Genomic DNA, 25290 nt, shown 5'->3' with positions numbered 1-25290 from the left:
TGGCTAACCGGGGTTTGCGTTCACAAGCAAGTTCTCTGCCGAGTCTACTAGAGTTCGCCGGGGAATCAACCGATTCACCTTTTACGATGTCACGGTATGCACACTTTGAGGATCTATTACAGCCGGAATTCATTGCCCAGATAGACTTCTTTTACCTGTTGATTGGCAAAAATTTCGGCGGAGCTGCCGGAGGCAATAATATGGCCGCCGGATACAATATAAGCGTTTTCGCAGATGTCCAGGGTGTCGCGCACGTTGTGGTCGGTGATCAGTACGCCTATGCCTTTGTCTCGCAGATGGCGAATGATTTGCTTGATGTCGCTCACCGATATTGGGTCTACCCCGGCGAAGGGTTCGTCCAGCAGGATAAACGCGGGCTCCATAGCCAGAGCGCGAGCAATTTCAACCCGGCGACGCTCCCCCCCAGACAGCGCCATTCCCAAACTGTCGCGGATGTGATTGATGTGAAACTCAGCTAGCAGTTCCTCCAGTTTTGCCTCGCGCTCGGCCCGCTTCATACTTTTTCGGGTTTCCAGAATGGCCATGATGTTGTCGCGCACGCTGAGCTTGCGGAACACCGAGGCTTCCTGGGGCAGGTAGCCAATGCCTTTTCGTGCCCGGCCGTGCATGGGCAGCGGAGTGATGTCCTGGTTATCGATCGTAATGCGGCCGCGGTCAGCCTGCACCAGCCCGACAATCATATAAAAGCAGGTGGTTTTGCCGGCACCGTTAGGGCCCAGCAGTCCTACGATTTCGCCGCTGCGAATTTCCAGCGAGACGTCAATCACCACTTTTTTCTGTTTGTAGCTTTTTGCCAGATTACTGGCTCTGAGAACGGCCATCGGATTCCTGTGTGCTGCGCGGCTGGATCGTCATTTCTACCCGGCCTGACCCGGAGCCTGCTTCGGTACTGCCTTGGGCAGTGACGACGCGGTTCACGGTGTCGTAAAGAATCAGCTCACCGCGAAAAATATTGCCAGTTTGCCTGATCACTGCGTCGCGTTCAAAGGTCAGCTGCTTCTCGGCAGCAGACCAGGTTATGGAGAGGGCTTTTGCGTCGGTTTCCCCTTTTCCGTTGGCTGTGGGCTGAACGTAGTGGGCCGGGGTACCGGTGGCTTCAATGCGGTTAAGCCCGTTTATGTCGCGGTAGAGCACCACCTCTTGAGCAAACAGCCTGGTGTCCCCTTGCACCAGTTCAACATCGCCGGTGTAGGTTGCCACGCCTTTGGCGTCATCCAGCCGTGCTGAATTGGCGGCCACGTTGATGGGAATGTTGGAATCAAGATCAAACGCCAGGCCCGGCGTGCTGACGAGCAGGCCTGCCAGCCCGAGGCTCATGCCCCGGCCTCGCACGCGACGCCAAAAGGGGGTGTTACGTTCAGTTGCCAGTTTCATAGCGTCCTTTTACCTGGGAATCTAGTTCCAGAATACGTTCATTGAGCCAGGCTTTCATACCCGTGGCGTTGGTAGTTCCGGTGGCGTCAACGATTTCGACGGGAGCATCGGTGTACGCCATATTGGTGCGGTTATCCAGCGTTAATGTGGTGGTGGTCAAGATGGCGCTGCGCTCGCCAATCTGTCGGACAATGCGCACATCACCCTCAAGCTCCAGCAGACTGTTGCCATCGCGCAGTTTGCCGTGTTTGGCGGTGAGCTGCCAGGGTTCTGAACCGGGCTGGCCTTGGATCGTGGCTTGTGGCTCGGCCATAATGGCGTAGTCGGTGGTCTCGAATTGTTCAATGCGGGGGCTGACAAACTGGATCTTGATGGTGCCTTGTTCGTCGTACGAGGTGTACAGGGCATCCACCACAAAGCTGTCGGGCTCGCTATCACCGCGCAGTTCGCTATCTTGCGTTGGCATCGGCAGTTCGTTGTCGCTGTGCCACAGCAGGGCAACGGTGGCAATGACAGTGGCCAAAAGGGCAACCGTTCGCCACCTGGGGCGTTGTTCCGGTAACAGCGCAACAAGCAGGCTGCCGCCTTTACCAAAGCTCATAGCCGGCTTTCCAAGTCGCAGGAGGGCTCAAGGCGGGTTTCAAGGTAGGGCGCGAGGGCCGTGTCGAGCTTGCCTTGGGCCGCAAGAATCAGGTCGCAGGCTTCGCGCACGGCGCCTTCACCGCCGCGACTGCGGGTGCAGAAATCGGCGTGCTCCTGTAGCAACCAATAACCGTTAGGCACAGTAATGCCCAGGCCGGCGTAGCGAAGCGCTGGCAAATCAGGCAAATCGTCGCCCATATATGCAATATCACTGGCCGGGATACCCAGCAGATCGACAATTTCCAGCAGTGCGGTGCGTTTGTCTTCGCGGCCTTGCAACAGGTGAGGAATGCCCAGGTCGGTCATGCGTTTTTCGGTCAGTGGTGAGCGCCTTCCGGTAATGACAGCAACCGTAATGCCTGCGGCCATCAGTTGTTTGAGTCCGAGCCCGTCGAGAATGTTGAAGGCTTTTAGCTCGTCACCGCTGGCACTGAAGTAAACCTTGCCATCGCTCATAATGCCATCCACATCCAGAGCAATCAGGCGAATGTTGGCTGCCTTGGCGAGCACACTGGTCGGCCATTGCGGGCGGCCATGAGTGTTGCCGACAATCGAAGTGTCCATTAAATGACTCCAGCACGCAGTAGGTCGTGCATGTTCAAGGCTCCCACCAGCTCACCCTGTTCATTGACTACTGGCAGGGCGCTGATTTTCATTTCTTCCATAATATTCAGAGCTTCCGCCGCCAGTTGGTCGGCGCGGATGGTTTTGCCGTTACGGGTCATCAGTTGTTCTATTGCGGTGGTGTGTACGTCTACGTTTTTATCCAGGCTGCGGCGCAGGTCGCCGTCAGTGAATACACCTATCAGGGCGCCGTTACTGTCCACCACAGTGGTCATGCCCAGACCCTTGCGGGAAATTTCCAGCAGCGCGCCGCTGAGGGTCGTGCCTTCAGTGACGACCGGAACACTATCGCCACTGTGCATGATGTCCAGTACTCGCAATAGCAAACGGCGGCCCAGGCGCCCTCCCGGGTGCGAAAACGCAAAGTCTTCGGCACTGAAGCCTCTTGCTTCCAACAAGGCAACGGCTAAAGCATCGCCCATCACCAATGTGGCGGTGGTACTGGATGTGGGTGCCAGGCCTAACGGGCAGGCTTCTTTCAGTACGCTAACGTCCAGATTGGCCAGTGCCTCCTGTGCCAGCACCGATTGCGGATTACCGGTCATGCTGATCAGCGGTGTACCCATGCGTTTCAACAGGGGCAGCAGGGTGACGACTTCGTTGGTATTGCCGCTGTTGGAGATGGCGATCACCACGTCCTGGCTGGTAATCATGCCGAGATCACCGTGGCTGGCCTCACCGGGATGAACAAAAAAAGCCGGTGTGCCGGTACTGGCCAGAGTCGCGGCAATTTTGTTGCCGATATGGCCAGATTTGCCCATACCGGTCACCACTACACGGCCGCGGCAAGCCATAATTGCCTGGCAGGCACTTGTGAATGATTCACCAATACGCTGTTCAAGGCTGGTAATGGCGTCGCGCTCGATGCGGATGGTGTTGAGCGCGGATTCTCGGAAATCCTTTGGCACTGGGTCTGTCATCCTGTTCCTTTTCTTGGTCCTAATTCGGCTGATGGCCAAAATGTCGCCGCTGGGGCTGCTATGGAGAAGAGTATAACATTGGACAGCCGGCGGCTGTCTCGGAATGGGTCAAAACCGCGGCTGCGGCAAGTCCACAAGGTTACATTTTAGCCATAGCGGATTGAGCTTGAGTGCGTCTTGGCATAATGTAGCGGCTCTTTTAAGGGGTGGGTTATGGCAGAAGCTGCTTATATTTCCTTGGAAAACGTGGTTTTTTCGCGGTCTGGGCGGCGTATTTTTGATGGCCTCAGTTTGCAGATTCCTCGTGGCAAGATCACTGCGATCATGGGTCCTAGTGGCACCGGGAAAACAACATTGTTGCGTTTGATTGGCGGGCAGCTGAAGCCCGAGTCTGGCTCGGTTCTGGTTGACGGTCACGACATACCCAAGCTGCGGCGCGGTGCGCTCTATCAGCTGCGGAAAAAGATGGGCATGCTGTTCCAAAGCGGGGCCCTATTTACCGATGTGAGCGTGTACGAGAATGTGGCCTTCCCGTTGCGGGTACACACCAAACTGCCGGAAGACATGATTCGTGACATCGTTTTGATGAAGCTGGAAGCCGTGGGCCTGCGCGGCGCGCGCGACCTGATGCCCGCAGAGCTGTCCGGCGGCATGACGCGGCGAGTGGCCCTGGCGCGCAGCATTGTGCTGGACCCGGAGTTGATTATGTACGACGAGCCTTTCGCCGGCCAGGACCCCATTGCTATGGGCGTGGTGGTGAAGCTTATTCGACAGCTGAACAGTGCCATGGGTCTGACCAGCGTGCTGGTGTCTCACGACGTACCGGAATCTCTCAGTATTTGTCACTACGCCTGTATTCTTTCCGACGGCAAGGTGATCGGCGCGGGCACGCCAGAGCAGCTGCGTGAGCACTCATCAGACAAGGTGCAGCAGTTCTTGCAGGGCAAACCCGACGGGCCCGTACCTTTTCACTATCCGGCGCCAGAACGAGCCGTCGATTTCGGGCTGGGAGCAAAGCAATGATGGATGCGATTGCCCGCCTGGGCAAAAACACGCTGGATTTTCTGGCGTCTTTCGGGCGAGCCAGTCAGTTTTTGTTTGGTGTGCTGGTCGGTGTGCCAAAACCGTCGGTGGGCTTACCACTGCTGTTAAAACAGATATATTCGGTTGGGGTGCTATCACTGGTCATTGTGGTGGTTTCCGGGCTGTTTATTGGCATGGTACTTGGGTTGCAGGGCTACACGATTCTCAGCGATTTTGGCTCTGAGTCGGCCATTGGCCAGATGATTGCGTTGACCCTGGTGCGCGAATTGGGGCCGGTGGTGACCGCGCTCCTGTTCGCTGGCCGCGCCGGTTCTGCGTTGACCGCAGAAATTGGCCTGATGAAGGCCACGGAGCAGCTTTCGAGCATGGAAATGATGGGCGTAGACCCTCTGCGACGGGTGATAGCGCCGCGGTTATGGGCGGGCTTTCTGAGCATGCCCATTCTGGCCCTGGTGTTTTCGATGGTGGGCATCCTTGGTGGTATGCTGGTGGGGGTGGAATGGCTGGGCGTGTTCGAAGGCTCGTTCTGGGGCAACATGCAGGCTTCGGTTGATTTTCGTGACGACGTGCTGAACGGCGTCATAAAAAGTGTGGTGTTTGGCTTTGTGTGCGCCTGGATTGCGGTGTACCAAGGTTATGACTGCGTGCCAACCTCCGCCGGCATCAGCTCGGCAACCACAAAAACCGTGGTGTATTCGTCGCTGGCCGTGCTTGGGCTGGACTTTATATTGACCGCCGTAATGTTCGGCAATTTCTGATTATCTGGAAATTAACAGGAGCCGGTGATGGCGCAAAGAACCACTGAAATAATTGTTGGATTGTTCGTGCTGGCAGGCATGGGTGCCATGATGTTTTTGGCGCTGCAAGTCAGCGGTTTGTCATTGGCTGCTGCTGGCAGCACCTACACCGTGTATGCAGACTTTACCGATACGGGCGGCCTGGGGCCGAGGGGTAGAGTGTCAATGGCGGGCGTGCAGGTTGGCTCGATCGAGGCTATCGAGCTGGATCGCGACACGTTTAAGGCCCGCGTAACATTGTCTATCAACTCGGATGTAAACAACATTCCTGCTGACAGCGCCGCAATGATACGCACATCCGGTCTGCTGGGTGAGCAGTATATTGACATATCCATTGGTGGTGATTTGGAGTCCCTGCAGCCGGGTGACAACTTTTACACTACCCAGTCGGCGATGAATATCGAACGGCTGATCAGTAATTTTGCCTCAGGCCGCTAAGGCCTTTGCAACAAGCACCCAACCGGAGACACCAAGATGGTCGTCGCGCATTATCGATCCATTTTTCTGTTTGTTTTGCTCAGTCTGCTGGCTGTGGCTGCTCAAGCTAACACGGAAGAACAGTTGCAAGCCTATGTAAATGATAACACCCAACGCATGGTTGAACAGCTCAACCGGGAGCGTGGGTTATACCAGGACGACTCCGAAGCGTTTTACAGCAGCATGAACCAGACAATGGAGGGTTTTGTTGACTTCCGCCGCATTGCGGCCCGGGTAATGGGTCGTTACGCCCGCCAGGCATCTCCCGAACAGCGTGATCAGTTTGTAGAAAAGTTCAAGCGCAGCTTGTTTGAGAGCTATGCCCAGGCTCTGGTGGAGTCGCGCAACTTCCGCATCGAGGTGCTAGGCGCTACGTTCAACCCTCGCGACGATAACCGTGCGTCTGTTGATATGCAGGTCATCACTGAGACAGGGAATCGCTACCCGGTTACCTATTCTATGTATCGCGCTAAAAACGATCAGTGGATGATGGAAAACGTAATTGTGGAAGGGGTGAATATCGGACTGGCATTCCGCGATCGTTTCAGTCAGGAAATGGAAGCCAACCGGGACCAGGTGCAGGTGGTGATCGACGGCTGGAATGATGCGGCTAATAGTCTCGATCTGGAGCAGGCCATTGACGAAAAAGCAGAGCAATAATGAGCGCGAGTAACCCGCAACCAAGGCTTGATTTCAGCGATAATACTCTGAGAATTGACGGCGAAGCCGACGCCATGGCCGCTGCCGACCTGCGCCAGCGCGGTGAGGTTCTGCTGGCCGGGGCCAAAGGCGACATTACCGTGGATTTGGCCAGGTTATCCAGCGCCAGCAGTTCCTTACTGTCGGTACTTTTGTGTTGGCAGCGCTTCGCCAGCGAGCGTTCGCTGAACCTGCGCTTTGACCACCCCGGTGAGCGCTTGCTGGCGCTGGCCGCGCTGGCGAATCTGAATGACGCATTACCAGGGTTTACCACTGCCGGGCCGGGTGTAAACGCGGATTGACCTGACAAGCATCGCTGGCGGCCAGCATTGATGGGGATTATCCAATGCGAAAGCTGACCCCGGCTGAGGAATTGGTTACAATTCCGCCCCTTGATTTTTCAATATCCAAGGAGTGTTTATGGATGTCGCCGAAATTACCACGCTGGTGCAGAATGAGCTGCCAGACTGTGAAATTCAGGTGCAGGTTGACGGTTCACATTGCATGGTTGTGGCAGTGGGCGACGTTTTTGAAGGTTTATCAACCATCAAGCGCCAACAGCTGATCAACAAAGCGCTGTTTCAGATGATTATGGATGGCTCCATTCACGCTCTGCATCCAAAGGCCTTTACTCCCGCCGAATGGGCTGCGCGCCAGGGCTGATAGCCCGCAAAATACAGGATACTATTTGTTGTGGATAAACTTCTTATTCGCGGGGGCAGGCCGCTAGACGGTGAAATCCGCATTTCCGGCGCCAAAAACGCGGCTTTGCCGATTCTTGCTGCGACACTGTTGGCCGATGAACCGGTTACCATCAGCAACCTGCCGCACCTGCACGACGTCACCACCATGATTGAACTGCTTGGCCGTATGGGCGTTGAGCTGATGATTGATGAGAAGATGAGCGTGGAAATTCACGCCAATACCATCAAACATTTTCATGCGCCCTACGAGCTGGTGAAAACCATGCGCGCGTCCATTCTGGTGTTAGGGCCGTTGGTGGCGCATTTTGGCGAAGCCCAGGTCTCATTACCCGGCGGTTGCGCCATTGGTAGCCGCCCGGTAAACCTTCACATTCAGGGCCTGGAAGCCATGGGCGCTGAGATTTCCGTGGAAAATGGCTACATAAAAGCCAAAACCAATGGCCGCCTGAAAGGCGCGCACATTTTCATGGATATGGTGACCGTTACCGGTACTGAAAACCTGCTGATGGCAGCGACTCTGGCCGATGGTAGAACCATTCTGGAAAACGCTGCTTGCGAGCCAGAAGTGGTGGATTTGGCCGAGTGCCTTATTGCCATGGGCGCCGATATCAAAGGCCATGGCACGTCTACCATTGAGATTAACGGTGTAGAGCGTCTGCATGGCTGCCACCATCATGTACTGCCAGACCGAATTGAAATTGGCACCTATCTGGTGGCTGCCGCTGCTACCGGTGGCAGAATAAAGCTGAAAGATACCCGCGAAGGTCTGATGGACGTGGTGCTATCCAAGCTGGAAGAAGCCGGCGCCCACATCACCAGTGGTAAAGACTGGATAGAGCTGGATATGAAAGGCAAACGGCCCAAAGCCGTCAGCATTCGTACGGCGCCCTATCCTGCCTTTCCGACCGACATGCAGGCCCAGTTTGCGGCCATGAACTGTATCGCCGAGGGCACGGGCACCATCATAGAAACGGTGTTTGAAAACCGCTTCATGCATTTGCAAGAACTGATCCGCATGGGTGCCGATATCACCATGGAAGGCAACGCAGCGATTATAAAGGGCGTTGACCACCTGACTGGCGCACCGGTTATGGCCACCGACTTGCGTGCCTCTGCCAGCCTTGTGATTGCCGGCCTGGTAGCTAGGGGCGATACGGTGGTTGATCGTATTTACCACATCGATCGCGGTTATGAGTGTATCGAGGAAAAACTGCAGCTGCTGGGTGCCAGCATTCGCCGTTTGCCGGGTTAAGTAACACGGCAGCAAAGAGATAACGGGAAACCGGATACGATATGACAGATTCCATCACCATTGCCTTGTCGAAAGGCCGCATTCTGGAAGAAACCTTGCCCTTGCTGGCAGAAGCCGGAATTGAGCTAATCGACGATGTAAATAAGTCCCGCAAGCTGGTGTTTCCTACCACCAACGAACATGTGCGGGTGCTTATCCTTCGAGCCACAGACGTTCCGACCTATGTGCAATACGGTGCCGCTGATTTGGGCGTGACGGGCAAAGACACGCTGATGGAGCACGGCGGTGAAGGCCTTTACGAGCCGCTGGATTTGAATATCGCCCGCTGCCGCCTGATGACCGCCGGCGCGAAAGGGTGTCCGGTGCCAACAGGGCGCCTGAAGGTCGCTACAAAGTTTGTGAATCTGGCGCGGCGCTATTATGCAGCTCAAGGCCGCCAAGCCGACATCATCAAGCTTTACGGCGCCATGGAGCTGGCGCCGATTCTGGGTCTGGCCGATGAGATTGTCGACATTGTTGATACCGGCAATACTCTGAAAGCCAACGGTTTGGAGGCGCGGGAATTGATCGACCACATCAGTACCCGATTAATTGTGAATCGTGCCTCTATGAAAATGAAACACGAACGTATAAATCCCATTATCGAAATGATGTCGGCTGCGGTGGAAAAACGCCGTTAGTTCACGGATACGTGCGAGGTTGCGTCCATAAACGGCTTGCGCCCTTGCATCGGTGGCTCTAGCGCCTGCGGGGCGGCCTACCAAAACACGCTCAAGCACATCCATGTGACGCTTGGGCTCCGCCATCCATGGCTCCGCACAGTTTTGGTAGGCCGCCCCACAGTCCCTTAGTCGAACTTTGAGTGGTTGCAAGCCCTTTACGAGCGCTTGGCACGAGTTGCCTATAATCATTAATTTTCAGTTTCAACCTCAGTTTTTATTCACTACAGGGTTTAGCACATGACCGTTAACATTCAGCGATTGAACGCCTCCGATGCAGACTTTGACAGCGCGCTATCTGCCCTGTTGGCCTGGGATGACAGCGTGGATCATCAGGTGAACGAGTCGGTGCGTCATATTCTGCATGAGGTGAAAACACGAGGCGATGCGGCTGTTCTGGAGTTTACCGCCAAATTTGATCGCTTGAGCGTTGGCAGCGTGGCCGAGTTGGAAGTGAGTCAGGAGCGGCTACAGCATGCTTTGAAAACCATTCCGCAGGACCAGCGCGATGCCCTTGAGCACGCGGCTCGCCGGGTGCGTGATTATCACCAGCGCCAGAGTCAGGAATCCTGGCAGTATGAAGAAGCCGACGGCACGGTGCTGGGGCAGAAGATTACGCCGCTGGATCGGGCTGGGTTGTATGTGCCTGGTGGCAAGGCGGCCTATCCGTCGTCGGTTCTGATGAACGCTATACCGGCAAAAGTGGCCGGGGTGGGTGAGGTGATTATGGTGGTACCGACCCCGGATGGCGTGGTGAATGACTTGGTGCTGGCTGCGGCAGCGATTGCCGGCGTTGATCGGGTGTTTACCATTGGTGGCGCTCAGGCTGTGGCCGCGCTGGCTTATGGCACTGACACGGTGCCGGCGGTGGACAAGATTGTGGGCCCGGGTAACATTTTTGTCGCTACTGCCAAGCGTGAGGTGTTCGGCATCGTAGGTATCGACATGATTGCCGGGCCGTCTGAAATTCTGGTGATTTGTGACGGTCAGACCGATCCGGACTGGATTGCGATGGATCTGTTTTCCCAGGCCGAGCACGACGAGCAGGCCCAGTCGATTCTGATCAGCCCCAGCGCCGGGTTTCTGGATGCGGTGGAAGCCAGTATTGAACGACTACTGCCCACCATGGAACGAGCGGAAATTATCCGCACCTCATTGGCCGATCGCGCTGCGCTGATTCAGGTTGCTGACCTGGCAGAAGCGGCGAGAGTATCAAACAGAATTGCGCCAGAGCATCTGGAATTGTCCGTTGCCGACCCACAAGCGTTGCTGGCGGACATCCGCCATGCCGGCGCTATTTTTATGGGGCGCTATACTGCCGAGGCCCTTGGGGATTATTGCGCTGGTCCGAATCACGTGCTGCCCACCAGCGGTACCGCGCGTTTTTCGTCACCTCTGGGTGTGTACGATTTCCAGAAGCGCTCATCTATTATCGGATTTAGCGCAGACGGTGCCAGCCGTATGGGGCAAGTGGCTTCTGTGCTGGCCCGGGGCGAGGGTTTGACCGCCCACGCCCGCTCGGCAGAATACCGAATTCAACAAGATTAGACGCCGCGTTACCAACGGCGACCGCCACGGAGAAAACCCATGAGCAAATTCTGGAGCCCACTGGTTCACGATTTGGTGCCTTACGTCCCTGGCGAACAGCCCAAAATCGCTAATCTGGTGAAACTCAATACCAACGAGAATCCCTTTGGCCCGTCGCCCAAGGTCATCGATGCGATTCAGGCCGAGCTTAACGATAACCTGCGCCTGTATCCGGATCCAGAAGGTCAGGCGCTGAAGGCAACGATCGCCACCTACCACGATATAAAAACCGACCAGGTGTTTCTGGGGAACGGCTCCGACGAAGTTCTGGCGCACGTTTTTTGTGCACTGTTTCAGCAGGACCAGCCGATACTTTACCCGGACATCAGCTACAGTTTTTATCCGGTGTATTGCGGTCTTTATGGCATCAAGGCTCGTACGGTGCCATTGAATGACGAGTTTGCAATTGATCCTGACGACTACAGTCAGCCCAACGGCGGCGTCATTTTCCCCAATCCGAATGCGCCCACCGGCCGCTATCTGAACCTCACCGAAATAGCTGTGGTGCTAAAAGCCAATCCCGACCGGGTAGTGGTTATTGACGAAGCCTACATCGACTTTGGCGGCGAGACGGCCATCAACCTGATTGATCTTTACCCTAACCTGCTGGTTACCCAAACCCTGTCAAAATCACGCTCGCTGGCGGGTTTGCGGGTGGGGTTTGCCGCCGGTAACGCGGAACTGATAGAGGCTCTGAATCGGGTAAAAAACAGCTTCAACAGCTACCCTCTTGATCGCCTTGCTTTGGTGGGCGCAAAGGCTGCGTATGAAGACGATGACTGGTTTCAGGACAGCCGAAACGGGGTAATTCGTGAGCGTGAGCGGGTGAGCGAAGGTCTGCAGAAACTGGGCTTTGAGGTGCTTCCGTCCAGAGCTAACTTTGTGTTTGCTCGCCACCCGCAACGGGCTGGAGTGGATTTGGCGAACGGTTTGCGCGAGCAAGGCGTGATCGTTCGGCACTTCAATAAGCCGCGGATCAGCGAGTTTCTGCGTATCACCATCGCTAAAGCGCCGCAGAATGACGCTCTGTTGGAGGCATTAAAAACGCTCTGTGATGCACCCTGATTATCGAGGTCTGGCACTATTATGGCGCATAGAAACGAGATTATGGCGCTGCTGGAGAGCTGGCTGACGCCCGAAAAATTTCAGGATTACAGCCCTAACGGGCTTCAGGTGGAAGGCAAGGCCGAGATACACACCGTGATTACCGGTGTTACGGCCTCGCAGGCGCTGCTGGATGCGGCGGTGGACTTGAAAGCAGACATGATTCTGGTGCACCACGGTTATTTCTGGAAAGGTGAAGACCAGCGTGTTGTGGGCATCAAGCGCAATCGTTTGAAAACCCTGCTGACTCACGAGATCAATCTGGTGGGTTATCACCTGCCATTGGACGATCACCCGCTGCATGGCAACAACCGCACTCTGGCCCGGGTGTTGGGTATTGATAACCCGGAGCCTTTGAACGGTCTGGTGTGGCGTGGTGAGTTTGCCCAGGCATTAACGCCACAGGCGCTAGGCGAGCGTATTTCAGGTTGTTTGCAGCGGCAACCTTTGCATATTGAAGGCGGGCCAGACCTGATCAAAACCGTGGCTTGGTGCACCGGTGGCGCCCAGGGTTTTATTGATACTGCGGCAGATGCGGGGCTGGATGCCTACATAAGCGGAGAGATTTCAGAACCCACAACACATACCGCCAGAGAGCGGGGGATTCACTATTTTGCGGCTGGTCACCACGCCACCGAGCGATACGGCGTGCAGGCGTTGGGGGAAGCTTTGGCGAAGGAGTTGGGGCTGGTCCACCGGTTTATCGAATGCGATAACCCGGCTTAGACCAGCCTTTGTTCAGGTTTTAGCGTTGGCTTTAGCTTTGGCTTTTTCTTTCAGACCGTAATCTTCTGCCAGCGTACCAGAGCCGTCAGGGTCTTTTGGCGCATAGTCGCGAGGCGGTTCTGAACCTTCCTTGCGCTCATCTTTCAGACGTTGGGCCGAGTTCTGTTCCAGCTCATGGATCAGTTCGTCGTCGTTACACAGGCGAGTTGCGCTTTTGGCCATGTGCTGATTAACATCGCGATAGCTGTCATTGAAACGGCGCAGCAGGTGGGCAGACTCCATAAAGTGCTCGTTAACCTGCGCCTGATAGCGGGTGTATTCGTTGCGTAGCTCATCAACTTGCTGCTCGGTGCGGCGCTGCCGCAAAGATGAGCCTTGCCCGGTAGAGCGGCCCAGCAATACCCCGATCAGAATGCCAACCACCAGGGCGGCAACTGCTGCCATAATCAGGTTTGTCATAAGTTGCTTTGTCCTTTTAAAAATAGTGAACCGTAGAACAGGTAATGAGTATAACGTCACTGACTCCATACGCCCACGACAAAAGCTTGAGCCAATCGTCTTATTGTCGCGCTCTGGCGCCACATGGCGAAAAAATTCAAATTGCGCGAGAATATAGCGCCAAAATTAACCAGTAACCCGCGGAAACCACTGATGACAGCGTCTATGCCCACTGCCAGTTCTATCAATATGCCACCCTGGCAACGCTACCAGCAGGATCTCCAGCGTCCGGAGTTCCTGCGTGATGCTGCGCAGGAGGATGCGGTAAAGCGTCTGCAGTTACTTTACGACAAACTGGTGGCAGCGGAAAGGTCCCGCGGCAGCAAGATGTCAAAACTGCGGCGCAAGCTGGGCAAGGGCAAAAAGGAGCCGATCACAGGTCTGTATTTTTGGGGTGGCGTTGGCCGCGGCAAAACCTACCTGATGGACACGTTTTTTGAGGCTCTACCGTTCGATCGCAAAATGCGGGTGCATTTTCACCGTTTTATGCAGCGTGTTCATAACGAACTTAAACTGCTGAAGGGGCAGAAGAATCCTTTGGAGCTCGTGGCCAAAAAATTTGCCGATGAAACCCGGGTTATTTGTTTTGACGAGTTCTTTGTGTCCGACATTGGTGACGCGATGATATTGGCAACCTTAATGCAAGGTCTGTTTGAACGTGGCGTTACTCTGGTGTGCACGTCTAACATTATTCCTGACGGCTTGTACAAAGACGGCCTGCAGCGTGCGCGCTTTCTTCCGGCTATTGAGCTGGTAAAAAAACATACCGATGTGGTGAATGTGGATGGCGGCGTAGATTACCGCTTACGCACGCTGGAGCAGGCCCAGCTTTATCATTCACCGTTGGGGGCTGAAGCCGATGCCAGTCTAACCAAGAGCTTTGAGAATCTGGCGGTGGAGGCAGGCAAGCATAGTAAATCGATGGAAATAAACGGTCGCAAGATTCCAGCCCGTGCCCACGCCGATGATGTGGTGTGGTTCGATTTCGAGGCGGTGTGCGACGGTCCTCGCAGCCAGAATGACTATATCGAGCTGGCCCGCCAGTTCCACGCTATTATCATCAGCAACGTGCCGTTGTTGGGCAAGGATAGAGACGACCAGGCGCGGCGCTTTGTTAATATGATCGACGAATTCTACGATCGTAATGTAAAAGTTATTATCTCGGCGGCGGTGCCAATTGTAGAGTTATACGCCGGTGGTCGGCTGAATTTCGAATTCGAGCGCACGGAATCGCGCTTGCTCGAAATGCAGTCCCAGGACTATCTGGCTGCGCCCCATAAACCGTGAGCTTTCGTGCAATGGCTTGAACATTGAAATAAGCTTGGGCGAACCAGCTTCCGTCGATAACAACGATGCAATTATTAAGGGAATAAGAAACCAATATGAGCAACAGCGATCAGGTAGTGATTGTCAGTGGCGTGCGCACGCCAATGGGTGGGTTTCAGGGCAGTTTATCCTCTGTACCTGCACCGGAGCTGGGTGCCGTGTGCATTGCTGAAGCCGTGCGTCGCGCTGGTTTACAGCCGGGTGATGTGCAGGAAGTGATCATGGGCAACGTGTTGCCCGCGGGCTTGCGTCAGGGCCCTGCGCGACAGGCCATGCGCAAAGCCGGCTTACCAGACAGCACCGGTGCAACCGCCATCAATAAGTTGTGTGGTTCGGGTATGAAGGCGGCGATGCTTGCCCATGACATGATCAAAGCAGGCAGCAACGACATCATGGTGGCTGGCGGTATGGAGAACATGTCGAGCGCTCCCTATTTGCTGTTAAAAGCACGCAGTGGCTACCGCATGGGGCCAGGCGATGCACCTCAGGACCACATGTTTTTTGATGGCCTGGAAGATGCTGAAACGGGCCGTTTGATGGGTGCTTTTGCTCAGGAAATGGCCGATAAAAAAGGCTATACCCGCGAAGACATGGATAACTACGCCATCAGCTCCCTCAAGCGTGCGCAGCGCGCAATTGAACAGGGTCTGCTAAAAGACGAAATTGTCCCGGTAACCGTGAAAACCCGCAAGGGTGACATTTTGGTAGAGCACGACGAGCAGCCCTTTAACGCCAACCTGGAAAAAATCCCGACCTTGCGTCCTGCGTTCAGCAAAGACGGCACGATCACGGCTGCCAACGCCTCTTCTATTTCTGACGGCGCATCTGCGCTGGTACTGATGCGCGAATCCGAGGCTGAAAAGCGCGGGCTCAAACCTTTGGCCCGAGTGGTTGCCCACAGCACGCAATCCCAGCATCCCTCAGAGTTCACCTGTGCCCCGGTGGGTGCGCTGGAAACGTTGTTTGCCAAAACTGGCTGGAGTAAGGACGACGTTGATCTGTACGAAATCAACGAAGCTTTCGCCATGGTTGCGATGATGCCGATTCACGAGCTGGGGCTAGATCCGGATAAAGTGAACGTTCATGGCGGTGCCTGTGCCCAGGGCCACCCCGTAGGCTCAACAGGTTCACGAATTTTGGTCACTCTGATGTACGCGCTGCAGCGCTACGGCAAAAAGAAAGGTGTTGCGGTCCTGTGTATTGGCGGTGGCGAAGCGACGGCGATGGCGATCGAAATGCTATAAGGCGGCGGCCAGGCTGGTTGGCGTTAACAAAACGGGTGGTTGCGTAATGGCAACCACCCGTTTTGTTAGGGTGTCTTGGGACTGTTTGTGTCTTGAATCGTCAGCCGGTTTGCATTTTTTTCGACCGTTCGTGCGCCAATGCCCTTAACGTTTGCCAGGTCTTGGGTGCTGGCGAACGGGCCATTGGCCTTTCGGTATTCGACAATCGCTTCGGCTTTACTTTGGCCAATGCCTGAAAGCGAGGCCAGACTGGTACTATCGGCGGTATTGATATTGATGCTTGCCGCCTGAGCAAAAGCAAAGCCGGACATAAGGCTTAACAAAAGAGTAAGCGTAGCGAGCAGTGAGCTGCGTTTCATGATTTAACTCCGGACGTTCTCGTCGGTTGTTGTGGTTAGTATCCACACGGCAACACAGGGCTAAACCAGAGCCGAAAGGGGCCGGCGCAGTTTCAAGAGATAAGAAAATAGGTTGCTACGGGGCGCACGGCACAGCTGACATCCTTGCCAGCTACGTTACCCGTGACTATGACCCCGGCCTGATCCGTCAGGCTTCGCCCATCCTGGGCGCATCTTCCCTGAATTCCATCCTTGTATGCCCGACTCCTTCGAGCGCCCCCGGTTCCGTGGGGTATCTTCCGTGTGTTGGCATTCCATGCCAGCGCGTCATCCTTGACCGTTAAAGTGTAACCAATCCTGCGACGCTTTGTTGTAAGCCTTTTACCCTTTATTGTGTAAGTCCAGGCTTACAAAAAACGCACCCAGAGCCCGTGTCACATCATATATCTACTTCAGCACCCAGCTCTGGCACCTCAGCGTCCCAACCCAGGGTTTCATGCAGGCGACGGCGCATTTGGTCGCTGGCAAGCGGTTCACCGTGAGTGACGTACACCTTGTCTGGTTTTAGGGCGGGGTCCTGTTGCAACCATTGAAGGATCTCGTTGTAGTCGCCGTGGGCCGACAGTGAGGTCAGATTGTGTATTTGCGCCTTCACCGGCCAATATTCACCGTGAATCTTTACGTCGCTGGCCCCGTTAACCAGGCTATCACCACGGGTGCCCAGCGCCTGGAAACCTGCAAAAACAACGCTGTTGCGATGATTGGGTAGCAGGGTTTTCAGGTGGTGCAGTACCCGCCCGCCACTTGCCATGCTGCTGGCTGAAATGATGATGCAGGGATAACGAACGGCATCGAGTTTGATGGAATCTTCGACCTTACGCACATACACGGTGTGCTCATCAATACCTTGGCATTGGGCGGGGTTGAGCCGGTGCTCTTTATGAAAGTGACAGAAAATCTCGGTCGCTTTGATCGCCATCGGGCTGTTCAGAAACACCGGCAAATCCGGTATGCGCTTTTCAGCGATCAGTTTGTGTATTATATACAGCAGCATTTGCGCGCGCCCTACGGCAAACGACGGAATCAGCGTCAAGCCACCGCGGGCCGCTGTTGCCGAGATGATCTCTGCAAGCTCGGTTTCCGGGTCGCTGGTGCCGTGAGTACGGTCACCGTAAGTGGATTCGCACACCAGAACGTCTGCGTTGCTCAGGGGTTCCGGAGGTCGCATGATGATGTCGTTTTGGCGGCCCACATCGCCACTGAAAACAACGGTGCGATTCGAATTTTCATGGTGTATGTGCACACAGGCCGATCCCAATATGTGCCCTGCTGGTGTGAAATTTACGGAGAAGCCGGGCACCGGCTCAAAGGGTTGGTGATAGTCCAAAGATTCGAAATGCTTGAGTGCCTGTTGGGCATCTTTTACGGTGAACAGTGGCTCGGGGTTGGCGTGTTTCGAAAACTTTTTGCGCGCCGCATAACGGGCGTCTTCTTCCTGCAAAAAACCGGCATCTGGCAGTAGAACCTTGCACAGTTCGTGGGTGGCGCGAATGCAATAAATTTTGCCGTGAAAGCCGTTTTTGACCAGCGCTGGCAAGTAGCCGGAATGGTCGATGTGGGCATGTGTCAGCACAACGGCTTCGATACTGCCTGGCTCTACCGGAAAGCGGGCCCGGTTGCGCAGGCGCAAGATCTTTACGCCTTGATACAGGCCGCAGTCTACCAGAAGGCGATGCTGTTCATCTGAAACAAGATAGCGTGAACCTGTAACGGTGCCGGCGCCGCCTAGAAATCTCAGCTTCATGATGTCATCCTTAATTCAGTCGGTGTCTACTTCAGGGTAGCTCACGGGCTGTTTGTGAGTAGTATTTGCCAATGATCTTGCTGCCACATTCGCGTTACAATTACGCTCTACGCCTATGTGGCGATAGCGGTCGTTGCGACTGGCTGCTATTGAATGTTAAAGATGGGTTGTAGGTAGGCGCGCCATATCAGCAATTTCGCCGTAGGTATAATCCACTAAGTATTACTAATAGGCTCTGTTATGAAGTGGTATGTCCTGCAGTGCAAGCCCGGTCAAGGAGATCGCGCTCTTATGCATTTACAAAATCAGGACATTCCCTGTTTTTACCCGAAAGTAATGGTTGAGAAGCTGCGCTCGGGAAAGCGTAGTTGCAAGCTAGAGGCGCTGTTCTCGGGCTATATTTTTATCAATTTATCGCAATCGAATCCCGTCTGGTCAAAACTGCGTTCGACTCGCGGTGTGATAAGAATTGTTGGGTTCGGTGGTAAACCTTTGCCAGTTGAAGATGAAGTGATCGATCATTTGCGTGCCAGTCTTGACAAGGTTGCGTCCGCAGGTGGCATTAAAAGTGGCGACGATGTAGACGTTGCAGAAGGCCCCTTTGCTGGCATGCGGGCAATATTTCAATGTTACGATGGCGATGAGCGGGCAATTGTGTTGATTGAGTTCATGCAGAAAAATCAGCGTATATCTGTACCGATATCGTCATTAAGAAATCAGTGATAATTGATAATGCCTTTAAAAAAATTCAGAGATGTTGGAATCTGAAGTGATTGTAAGTTTTAATGCAGTGGATAGTTCATTAATCCTTTGATTTGGCGTTACTGATTCATTACTATTGATATCGACATTTTGGTGGCTACATACTATCGGTATATTGCCATCGTTCATATCAAGCATTTCAGACCTTAAGGTTTAAATTTCATGGCGAAAATTAACGACTATTATCAAAAGAAACAGCTGATGGAAAAGCTGGCAGCCGAGCTGGAGAAGCTGGAAGAAGATCAAGCGTTGAAAAGCGAATTGGCGTTTGAAAACAAAGTCCGTGAACTGATGGGCGAATACAGCAAATCGCCGAAAGATGTCCTGCAAATTCTGGCCGCGATTGATCCGTCTATTGCTTCGGCATCAACCGCCACCACTGGCGGTGGAAATCGCGCTAAGCGTCCTGAGAAAACCTATCGCAACCCGCACACCGGCGAAGTGGTGAAAACCCGCGGCGGCAACCACAAGACTCTTAATGAGTGGCGTGAAAAGCACGGAAAAGAGGCGGTACAGAGCTGGCAGGACTAATCTGCCAGCTATAATCTGTATGCAGTCATAGTGTGCAAAAAAAACGGAGCGCTTATTTGTCAGCGCTCCGTTTTGCGTTTCTGGTGGCAAGTATTACGATCGGGGCTTAAGTGGTTATTGATTAGCCGCAGCTGACATCAAAACGGTTAAGAGAAAGTGACAATCTGATTGCGTCCACCCTGCTTTGCCGAGTACATAGCTTGGTCTGCCTGTTCTAACCAAGCTAAGTAATTTTTTGGACTATCGCTGAGTGGCGCGATGCCCATGCTGACGGTGTAGCTGATGTTGTGGCTATTTACGGTGACAGTTTCCCGTGAAATGGCGCTCAAAATGCGCTCACAAATAGTGAGAGCCCCTGCCGTGTCGGTTTCTGGCAGAATAATAGCGAACTCTTCCCCGCCATAACGCCCGGCGCTGTCTGAATGGCGCAAGTGTCTGCGGGTTGTTGCCGCGGTGTGGCGAATGACTTCATCTCCTACCAGATGACCGAAGCTATCGTTAATGGCTTTAAAACGGTCAATATCGAACATCACCAATGTGCTGTTGCCGCCGTAGCGCTGATGGCGTGAAAATTCCGCATCCAGTAGATTTTCCCAGGTTCCGCGGTTAAGCAGTCCCGTCAGTTTGTCGATCATGCTTAGCTTGGCAAGTTGATCGTTAGCACGCTCCAGTGCACGTTTGCTGCTTGCAATATCGGTAACGTCGTAGATCATCAGGCACACTTTGTCTATTTTCCCGGATGGGCCGCATAGCGGGCTGATGGTGAGGTTCTGATACATGAACTCTTCGGTACCGGTAATCGGCCGGGTATTGCGAAAGCGCAGCAGGTAAGGGCGCTGCTCCCACGACGTAAAGGCGCGGGTGTTCAGTAGCGTCACGGCTTCAACTTTGCCGCTTAGCCAAGCGCGGGGAATATCTGGAAACAGCTCGAACAGCACTTGATTATGAATTTTGCTAGCCGTCATCCCGCTGTGGTGCTCCATGAAGCCGTTCCACATCTGCACGCGAAATTCCAAGTCCAGCACGACCAGCCCAACCTCCACAGACTCAACCATGTCAGCCATCCAGTGGAACGAGCTTACGCTTTCCGGGTTTAATGATGGCATTCGTTACTCCGCCAGATATTGCAAACGTTGCTGCAAAAATGGCAGCGAATCTTCGGTAAACAGCACAAGCATGTCACATTGGATATTATGGTTTTCAATGGTGTAAGTGATTTCAATGCACAACAATTGCTGTTCGTGATTATGATGGTGGTCTAGCAGTTCGGCAATTTGTCGATGCTGTCCTAGCACTGTTGGGTGACTAAGGCCCAGCCGTAAATCCATCTGATCACCAATGCCTTTCAAAAATGCACCGAACAAAATGCTGGACATGTCCATAAGCACCTCAACATTGACCTCCGGACCGTCTAGGTTGTCATAGTGCAGCATTTCTGCCATTTCGCGAAAACTGCTGTCGGCGAACAACAACAAAGCTTCGCCGGCAACACCGGCTCCCGTAAACCCTTGGCATACTGCCGAATAATGGGCTTCATCGTTGGCTGCGGCGATGGTCATGTGCAGTTCGGAGCTGGCAATAAAAGCCACTTTCGGTATCGGCTGGCGCACAAAAATACCCAGTAAACGCGCTAACAGGTCTGACGAGCGCCCCATGGCGACGTTGGCTATTTCCCGCAGGTAGTCATTCAGCAATAGCTGCAGGTCAGGGTTGGTGTTTGCAGGGTGGCTCGGGGTGTCGGTTTCAGGCTGCGAGCCCGAAGCTAGCGATTCGTCTGACTCGCGATAAATGCCGTATTGGGCAAGAAGCTCGGCAACCTTTTCCGGGGCTGTCGGTTTATTGAGAAAAGCCATGGCGCCCAGACTGAAAACCCGAGCCTTTGCCTGGGGCTGAATGTCACCAGACACTACAATTGTCAGCAGCTCGATCTGTTCGCTGCGAAGATGTTCGAGCACCTCGTAGCCGTCCAGATCGGGCATGTTCAAATCCAGAAACAGGAGGTCTGGCACGCTGTTGCGTATGTACGCAAGTGCTTCGCTACCATTGCGGCAGAAGCTGACCTGGTGACGCAGTGCGGTTGGCAAAGCTCGTGCCATCTGTTTGCGAGCCATCTCGGAATCGTCGCAAATCAGTATGTCAGGTAACATATGCAAACCCAGATAAAGATAGAAGTGCCACCTATTATAGCAGTGAAGCCTTGTATGTACATTGGTGCTACGCTAATTATATGATTTTTGTATGTATATAGATGCCCGGTGCTATGGGTGCGCCGGCTACAACCGGGCGCAGGCGGTATTTTCTGTTAGACTCATCGCCGTGATATTTGCAGGAGTTTTCGGTTTTGACCCCCACATTTTACTGGCACGACTACGAAACCTTTGGTGTCGACCCATTGCACGACAGGCCCTGTCAGTTTGCCGGTGTTCGCACTGACAGTGAGCTGAACATTATTGAAGAGCCTCTGGTTATTTTTTGCAGGCCCGCTGATGATTATCTGCCGGCCCCGGAAGCCTGCCTGATTACCGGGATAACGCCGCAGCAAGCCATGCAGGAAGGCTATCCTGAAGCCGAATTCATTACGATGATCAACCACGCCTTCAGTCAGCCTGGCACCTGTGTGGTGGGCTACAACAGTTTGCGCTTTGATGATGAAGTAACCCGCAATACCCTTTACCGCAACCTGCGCGACCCTTACGCCCGGGAATGGCAAAATGGTAATTCCCGGTGGGACCTGATTGATGTGGTGCGCCTGGCTTTTACGCTGCGCCCGGACGGCATAGAGTGGCCGCTAAAACCCGATGGTAGCCCAAGCTTTCGCTTGGAAGATCTGGCCCGAGCCAATGGCGTCGAACACGGCCAGGCCCACGATGCCATGTCTGATGTAACCGCGACGCTTGCGTTGGCGAGGCTGATCAAGGAACGTCAGCCCCGGTTGTTTGAATTTGCGCTGGCCAACAAATCCAAGCAGGCGGCCCGCAAAATGCTGGATACCGCCACTCGAAAGCCGGTTTTTCACGTGTCTGGAAAGTACCCTGCGAGCCAGGGCAGTTGCGCGCTGGTAGCGCCAGTTGCCGAGCACGCCAGCAACAAAAATCAGGTAATTGTGTATGATTTGCGTGAAAATCCCGCCGAACTGATTAACGCCAGCGTTGAGCAGATTCGCGAGCGGGTTTTTACCGCGCAGTCTGCGCTGCCTGAAGGTGTTCGCCGATTCCCGTTAAAGGCGATTCAGCTGAACAAGTGCCCGGTATTGGCGCCGGCGACCATGCTGGCAACGCTCTCGCCGGAACGCTTGCAGCGGCTGGATCTGGATGGTGAGCAGATGCGACGCCATCTGGCGATTCTGCGCCAGGCAGGGCCAGATTTTGCGCAGCGCGTGGCTGCTGCTTTCGAGCGTGATTACGACACCAAGCTGACGGATCCGGACGAACAGATCTATGCGGGCGGCTTTCTTAGCCAGGGGGATTGTGGGCAATTGGATCGCGCGATGGCAATGGAACCGCAGCAGCTTGGCGAAAGCGAATTCCAGTTTGCCGACGAGCGCCTGGCCGAAATGCTATTTCGTTATCGCGCCCGCAATTATCCGGACACCTTGAACGGCGAGGAAATGGAACGTTGGGAGCAGTTTCGCGAGCAAAGACTGACCCAGCCGGTGAAAGGTTGGTTGTCACTTGCCGAGTATGGCGCGGAACTCCAGCGCCTGATGGTTAAGCCAGATATAACCCAGCAGCAGCGGCACATTCTCGAAGAGCTGCATCTGTATGGTGAAGCAATTTCGCCTTATATTTAGACGCGAGTAATCGATAGAAGCAAAGATCAACGAGCCGCGAAGGCCCGTTGATCTTTGCAATGTCGTGGGGTCAGAGGTGTATTTTTAGCGCCGACGCTGAAAATACACGCTCAGTTGCTGGCCCAGCAGACTTTGAACGTGACTGCCTAGGGCTTCCTTGCGAATCTGCTGCTGTACCGGGCCGGTGGCCAGGCTGTGACCGTCTTCGTCGCGGGCCTTGACCAGCTTCCACTGCACTTCGTTACTGACCATGGCCAACACAGATTTTAGCTGCTGCTTGCTCTGTGGCCGGAACCAGCGGTCGTGGCAGCCGCCCAGACTGTAGAAATTTTCATCTTGCAGCAGGCTCTGCCATAGGTCGCCTGAGCGATTATTCAGTACCATGCGCCGCAGTTGCTGCAAGGTATTACGGCGAGGCTCCAAACTGTGCTCGCTGATAAGCCGGCGTATCTGCTTGTCGCCACGGGTTTGCTCGGCCATATCGGTATGCAGATGGACCACTGCACCAGAGGCGGCAACCTGGTCTACCAGGTTGGCCAGCGACAGATCGGCCATTGCCGGCGAGGGCAGGCGGCCTATTTCAACCCAGTGCACCTGGTGGCCGTCGGCAATAAAGCGCTGCGCTAACGACCATGGCCAGAACACAATGTTTTCAATATTTGTTGCCTCGGCCATGGCGCTGCCGCGGGCCACATTTGCCAGAGATTCGTCCACCGCGATGACTTCCACATCGCTTAAATAGCGCGCCAGTTCCAATGCTCGCTGGCCGCTCTGGCAACCGCACACCATCAACCTTAGTGTAGCTGGAAGCTGCTCGACAGACAGGCCGAATTCGTTGGCCATCAGCGCCCTCAGGCTGGTTTCCGTGTTGTTATTGAGCTCCGCCCAGGCTGGCCAGGCCTGGGGCGTGTCGTCGCGATCCAGGCGCAGCTCGTCTGCTTTCTCTGCAAAATTCTGTTTTACCGCCTCTTCCCAGGCGCGGTCGTAATAACTTGCCGCCATCAGTGGTTGCATCGCCAGCGGCCAATCCACCAGATTCCACTGCCCCAGGGTTGCGGCAAAATCCTGGTGGAACAGTGCGCCGTAAAGCGCGCTGATAATGACCGAGCCGGCCAACGCCTCCGGGCCGTCACCCAGAGTGAGTTGTGCTCGCAGATTGATGTTTATGGTCGCTGCCAGTTGCTGTTCGTCATCTTTGGTGGCCAGCGCGTAACCGGTTCGTTCGGCGTAACGACCCAGCCCGAGCGCGAGCTGTTGCAGGCCATCTTCTAGCTCGCCACTGTCGGCAATGTGCTTCACCAGCTGGTGTCGCAACGAGGTAATCAGTGATTCCACCGCAGGGTCGGGCAGAATGATCTGGTTCAACGCCAGCAGCAGCAGTTCGTCGTTGGCTGCAGCGGCCAGTTCATCCATTGCGCCGGTTGTGTCTGGTGCTGCTGTGTCGGGTGAATAGTGCTGGCGCAGAATCTCACACACAAAGCGTCCGATTTTCTGGTGCGCCAGGTGGCTTTTGTTGAGCAAGGTAATGGCGTCGGCACGCAGCAGCGAGTCAGCCTTATGAACGCTAAGGTGGCTGGCACACTCCAGCATCGCGCTGTACATCCTGGCGTTGGCGTGGCCGCTGCGAATCAGTGTGCGGTAATGCAGATAGGCAACATCAAATTGATTTTGAAGCCGTTTTGCATGAGCGATGCCGCTAAATGCGGAAGCAGATTGCCGTTCGTGCTGCAACGCCTGGGAAAAATATTGCTCGGCCTGGGCCGGGCGCTCAACTTTAAGCGCCCAGTAACCCAGGTTGATATATTGCTGTGCCTGGCCGGGTTGCAATGCCAGGCTTGTGTCAAACAAGGTGCGGGCTTTTTGCAGGTTGCCATCGTCCATCTCCACTCTGCCCATCAAACCTTGCGCCTGAGCATTTTCGGGCGCTCGCAGCAACAGGCTTTGCAGCTGTTCGTGGCATTCGATACGCGCGGCCACGCGCTGAGCATAGGCCGTGTCGCTTTGGTTAGAGCGGCGGTAAGTGTCATTGGCCAGCAGTAGCAGCCGGGCTGTTTCGGTTTGGTGGACGGGATTGTGACGGGTTTCGGACTGTGCGTGCATGGGGCACCTCGTGTTCGCATAAGAAGCGGCAAAACCCTGCAGTTATGCCGGCATTTAACCGTGTGTTGACGGTGACGTAGCGAAACTTATGCCAGTTTTTGCGAAACCCTTGCCAATTTCTTGCTGAATTGGCAAACCAGGCAGAAGTGTGTGTCTCCAGCGCAAAAAAAAGCACGCTGAGTGTGGCTTTGTGGCGGCTGATTTAAC

General features: G+C 54.6%; 27 protein-coding genes. 16 read left to right on the top strand and 11 right to left on the bottom strand.

What is annotated here, in order from left to right:
- Positions 1 to 116 precede the first annotated feature (116 nt).
- The 5 genes from lptB to ATG98_RS01700 are packed head-to-tail and all read right to left on the bottom strand — an operon-like array spanning position 117 to position 3581.
- Complete coding sequence (gene lptB, locus ATG98_RS01720; RefSeq protein WP_098419239.1) at positions 117 to 842, bottom strand: LPS export ABC transporter ATP-binding protein; 726 nt, start codon at positions 840 to 842, stop codon at positions 117 to 119.
- Positions 820 to 1395, bottom strand: coding sequence for a lipopolysaccharide transport periplasmic protein LptA (lptA, locus tag ATG98_RS01715; protein ID WP_098419238.1), 576 nt, complete (start codon positions 1393 to 1395; stop codon positions 820 to 822). Before lptA ends, lptB begins: the two co-directional genes overlap by 23 nt.
- On the bottom strand, positions 1379 to 1996 hold the full coding sequence (gene lptC, locus ATG98_RS01710; RefSeq protein WP_098419237.1) for an LPS export ABC transporter periplasmic protein LptC: 618 nt from the start codon (positions 1994 to 1996) through the stop codon (positions 1379 to 1381). Before lptC ends, lptA begins: the two co-directional genes overlap by 17 nt.
- Positions 1993 to 2601, bottom strand: a complete 609-nt coding sequence (locus ATG98_RS01705) for a KdsC family phosphatase (RefSeq protein ID WP_098419236.1) — start codon at positions 2599 to 2601, stop codon at positions 1993 to 1995. Before ATG98_RS01705 ends, lptC begins: the two co-directional genes overlap by 4 nt.
- The gene (locus ATG98_RS01700; protein WP_098421993.1) at positions 2601 to 3581 is read right to left on the bottom strand and encodes a KpsF/GutQ family sugar-phosphate isomerase; all 981 of its coding nucleotides are present in this window, start codon (positions 3579 to 3581) and stop codon (positions 2601 to 2603) included. Before ATG98_RS01700 ends, ATG98_RS01705 begins: the two co-directional genes overlap by 1 nt.
- A 213-nt stretch (positions 3582 to 3794) precedes the next feature.
- Here ATG98_RS01700 and ATG98_RS01695 point away from each other — a divergent pair, with 213 nt between their 5' ends.
- From ATG98_RS01695 to ATG98_RS01645, 11 genes are all read left to right on the top strand, one after another.
- Positions 3795 to 4604: an ABC transporter ATP-binding protein gene (locus ATG98_RS01695; RefSeq protein ID WP_098419234.1), complete on the top strand. Its 810-nt coding sequence runs from the start codon at positions 3795 to 3797 to the stop codon at positions 4602 to 4604.
- Positions 4601 to 5383: a lipid asymmetry maintenance ABC transporter permease subunit MlaE gene (gene mlaE, locus ATG98_RS01690; RefSeq protein WP_098419233.1), complete on the top strand. Its 783-nt coding sequence runs from the start codon at positions 4601 to 4603 to the stop codon at positions 5381 to 5383. Before ATG98_RS01695 ends, mlaE begins: the two co-directional genes overlap by 4 nt.
- A 27-nt stretch (positions 5384 to 5410) precedes the next feature.
- Complete coding sequence (gene mlaD, locus ATG98_RS01685; protein WP_098419232.1) at positions 5411 to 5860, top strand: outer membrane lipid asymmetry maintenance protein MlaD; 450 nt, start codon at positions 5411 to 5413, stop codon at positions 5858 to 5860.
- 36 nt (positions 5861 to 5896) lie between these two features.
- Positions 5897 to 6559: an MlaC/ttg2D family ABC transporter substrate-binding protein gene (locus tag ATG98_RS01680; protein ID WP_098419231.1), complete on the top strand. Its 663-nt coding sequence runs from the start codon at positions 5897 to 5899 to the stop codon at positions 6557 to 6559.
- Positions 6559 to 6900 carry an STAS domain-containing protein gene (locus tag ATG98_RS01675; RefSeq protein WP_098421992.1) on the top strand — a complete coding sequence of 114 codons (342 nt, stop codon included), beginning with the start codon at positions 6559 to 6561 and terminating at the stop codon, positions 6898 to 6900. The genes ATG98_RS01680 and ATG98_RS01675 overlap by 1 nt, the downstream gene beginning before the upstream one ends.
- Positions 6901 to 7018: 118 nt before the next feature.
- Positions 7019 to 7261: a BolA family protein gene (locus ATG98_RS01670; RefSeq protein WP_098419229.1), complete on the top strand. Its 243-nt coding sequence runs from the start codon at positions 7019 to 7021 to the stop codon at positions 7259 to 7261.
- 30 nt (positions 7262 to 7291) lie between these two features.
- Positions 7292 to 8554: a UDP-N-acetylglucosamine 1-carboxyvinyltransferase gene (gene murA, locus ATG98_RS01665; protein ID WP_098421991.1), complete on the top strand. Its 1263-nt coding sequence runs from the start codon at positions 7292 to 7294 to the stop codon at positions 8552 to 8554.
- 41 nt (positions 8555 to 8595) lie between these two features.
- A complete protein-coding gene (hisG, locus tag ATG98_RS01660; protein ID WP_098421990.1) occupies positions 8596 to 9234 on the top strand; it encodes an ATP phosphoribosyltransferase in 639 nt (212 codons plus the stop codon).
- Positions 9235 to 9513: 279 nt separating this feature from the next.
- Positions 9514 to 10821, top strand: a complete 1308-nt coding sequence (gene hisD / locus ATG98_RS01655) for a histidinol dehydrogenase (RefSeq protein ID WP_098419226.1) — start codon at positions 9514 to 9516, stop codon at positions 10819 to 10821.
- A gap of 39 nt (positions 10822 to 10860) precedes the next feature.
- Positions 10861 to 11925 carry a histidinol-phosphate transaminase gene (gene hisC, locus ATG98_RS01650; protein ID WP_098421989.1) on the top strand — a complete coding sequence of 355 codons (1065 nt, stop codon included), beginning with the start codon at positions 10861 to 10863 and terminating at the stop codon, positions 11923 to 11925.
- A 21-nt stretch (positions 11926 to 11946) separates the two neighbouring features.
- Positions 11947 to 12690 carry a Nif3-like dinuclear metal center hexameric protein gene (locus ATG98_RS01645; protein WP_098421988.1) on the top strand — a complete coding sequence of 248 codons (744 nt, stop codon included), beginning with the start codon at positions 11947 to 11949 and terminating at the stop codon, positions 12688 to 12690.
- Positions 12691 to 12702: 12 nt separating this feature from the next.
- On the opposite strand, the gene ATG98_RS01640 is transcribed toward ATG98_RS01645, so the two are convergent.
- Entirely contained in the window at positions 12703 to 13149 is a 447-nt protein-coding gene (locus ATG98_RS01640) for a YhcB family protein (protein WP_098419223.1), read from the bottom strand.
- Between the two features lie 228 nt (positions 13150 to 13377).
- Here ATG98_RS01640 and zapE point away from each other — a divergent pair, with 228 nt between their 5' ends.
- Entirely contained in the window at positions 13378 to 14475 is a 1098-nt protein-coding gene (zapE, locus tag ATG98_RS01635) for a cell division protein ZapE (protein WP_179888252.1), read from the top strand.
- Between the two features lie 95 nt (positions 14476 to 14570).
- Positions 14571 to 15758, top strand: a complete 1188-nt coding sequence (locus tag ATG98_RS01630) for a thiolase family protein (protein WP_098419222.1) — start codon at positions 14571 to 14573, stop codon at positions 15756 to 15758.
- Positions 15759 to 15823: 65 nt separating this feature from the next.
- Here ATG98_RS01630 and ATG98_RS01625 read toward each other — a convergent pair whose 3' ends face one another.
- Positions 15824 to 16117, bottom strand: a complete 294-nt coding sequence (locus tag ATG98_RS01625; RefSeq protein ID WP_098421987.1) for a ComEA family DNA-binding protein — start codon at positions 16115 to 16117, stop codon at positions 15824 to 15826.
- 418 nt (positions 16118 to 16535) lie between these two features.
- The gene (locus tag ATG98_RS01620; RefSeq protein ID WP_098421986.1) at positions 16536 to 17900 is read right to left on the bottom strand and encodes an MBL fold metallo-hydrolase RNA specificity domain-containing protein; all 1365 of its coding nucleotides are present in this window, start codon (positions 17898 to 17900) and stop codon (positions 16536 to 16538) included.
- Positions 17901 to 18140: 240 nt separating this feature from the next.
- Here ATG98_RS01620 and rfaH point away from each other — a divergent pair, with 240 nt between their 5' ends.
- Both rfaH and ATG98_RS01610 read left to right on the top strand, forming a co-directional pair.
- Positions 18141 to 18623 (top strand): transcription/translation regulatory transformer protein RfaH, encoded by a 483-nt coding sequence (gene rfaH / locus ATG98_RS01615; RefSeq protein ID WP_098419219.1) that lies wholly within the window; start codon positions 18141 to 18143, stop codon positions 18621 to 18623.
- A 201-nt stretch (positions 18624 to 18824) separates the two neighbouring features.
- The gene (locus tag ATG98_RS01610) at positions 18825 to 19193 is read left to right on the top strand and encodes a histone-like nucleoid-structuring protein, MvaT/MvaU family (RefSeq protein ID WP_007350830.1); all 369 of its coding nucleotides are present in this window, start codon (positions 18825 to 18827) and stop codon (positions 19191 to 19193) included.
- Positions 19194 to 19339: 146 nt separating this feature from the next.
- Here ATG98_RS01610 and ATG98_RS01605 read toward each other — a convergent pair whose 3' ends face one another.
- Entirely contained in the window at positions 19340 to 20299 is a 960-nt protein-coding gene (locus ATG98_RS01605; RefSeq protein ID WP_098421985.1) for a GGDEF domain-containing protein, read from the bottom strand.
- 3 nt (positions 20300 to 20302) lie between these two features.
- Positions 20303 to 21340: a response regulator gene (locus ATG98_RS01600; RefSeq protein WP_098419217.1), complete on the bottom strand. Its 1038-nt coding sequence runs from the start codon at positions 21338 to 21340 to the stop codon at positions 20303 to 20305.
- Between the two features lie 194 nt (positions 21341 to 21534).
- Here ATG98_RS01600 and sbcB point away from each other — a divergent pair, with 194 nt between their 5' ends.
- Positions 21535 to 22983 (top strand): exodeoxyribonuclease I, encoded by a 1449-nt coding sequence (gene sbcB / locus ATG98_RS01595; RefSeq protein WP_098421984.1) that lies wholly within the window; start codon positions 21535 to 21537, stop codon positions 22981 to 22983.
- Positions 22984 to 23067: 84 nt separating this feature from the next.
- On the opposite strand, the gene ATG98_RS01590 is transcribed toward sbcB, so the two are convergent.
- Positions 23068 to 25083 carry a tetratricopeptide repeat protein gene (locus ATG98_RS01590; RefSeq protein WP_098421983.1) on the bottom strand — a complete coding sequence of 672 codons (2016 nt, stop codon included), beginning with the start codon at positions 25081 to 25083 and terminating at the stop codon, positions 23068 to 23070.
- Positions 25084 to 25290: the final 207 nt, after the last annotated feature.

It is taken from the genome of Marinobacter sp. LV10R520-4 (assembly GCF_002563815.1).
Taxonomy (GTDB): Bacteria; Pseudomonadota; Gammaproteobacteria; order Pseudomonadales; family Oleiphilaceae; genus Marinobacter.
The sequence above is the reverse complement of the archived record's forward strand: the minus strand, read 5'-3'. Positions and strand labels throughout refer to the sequence as shown.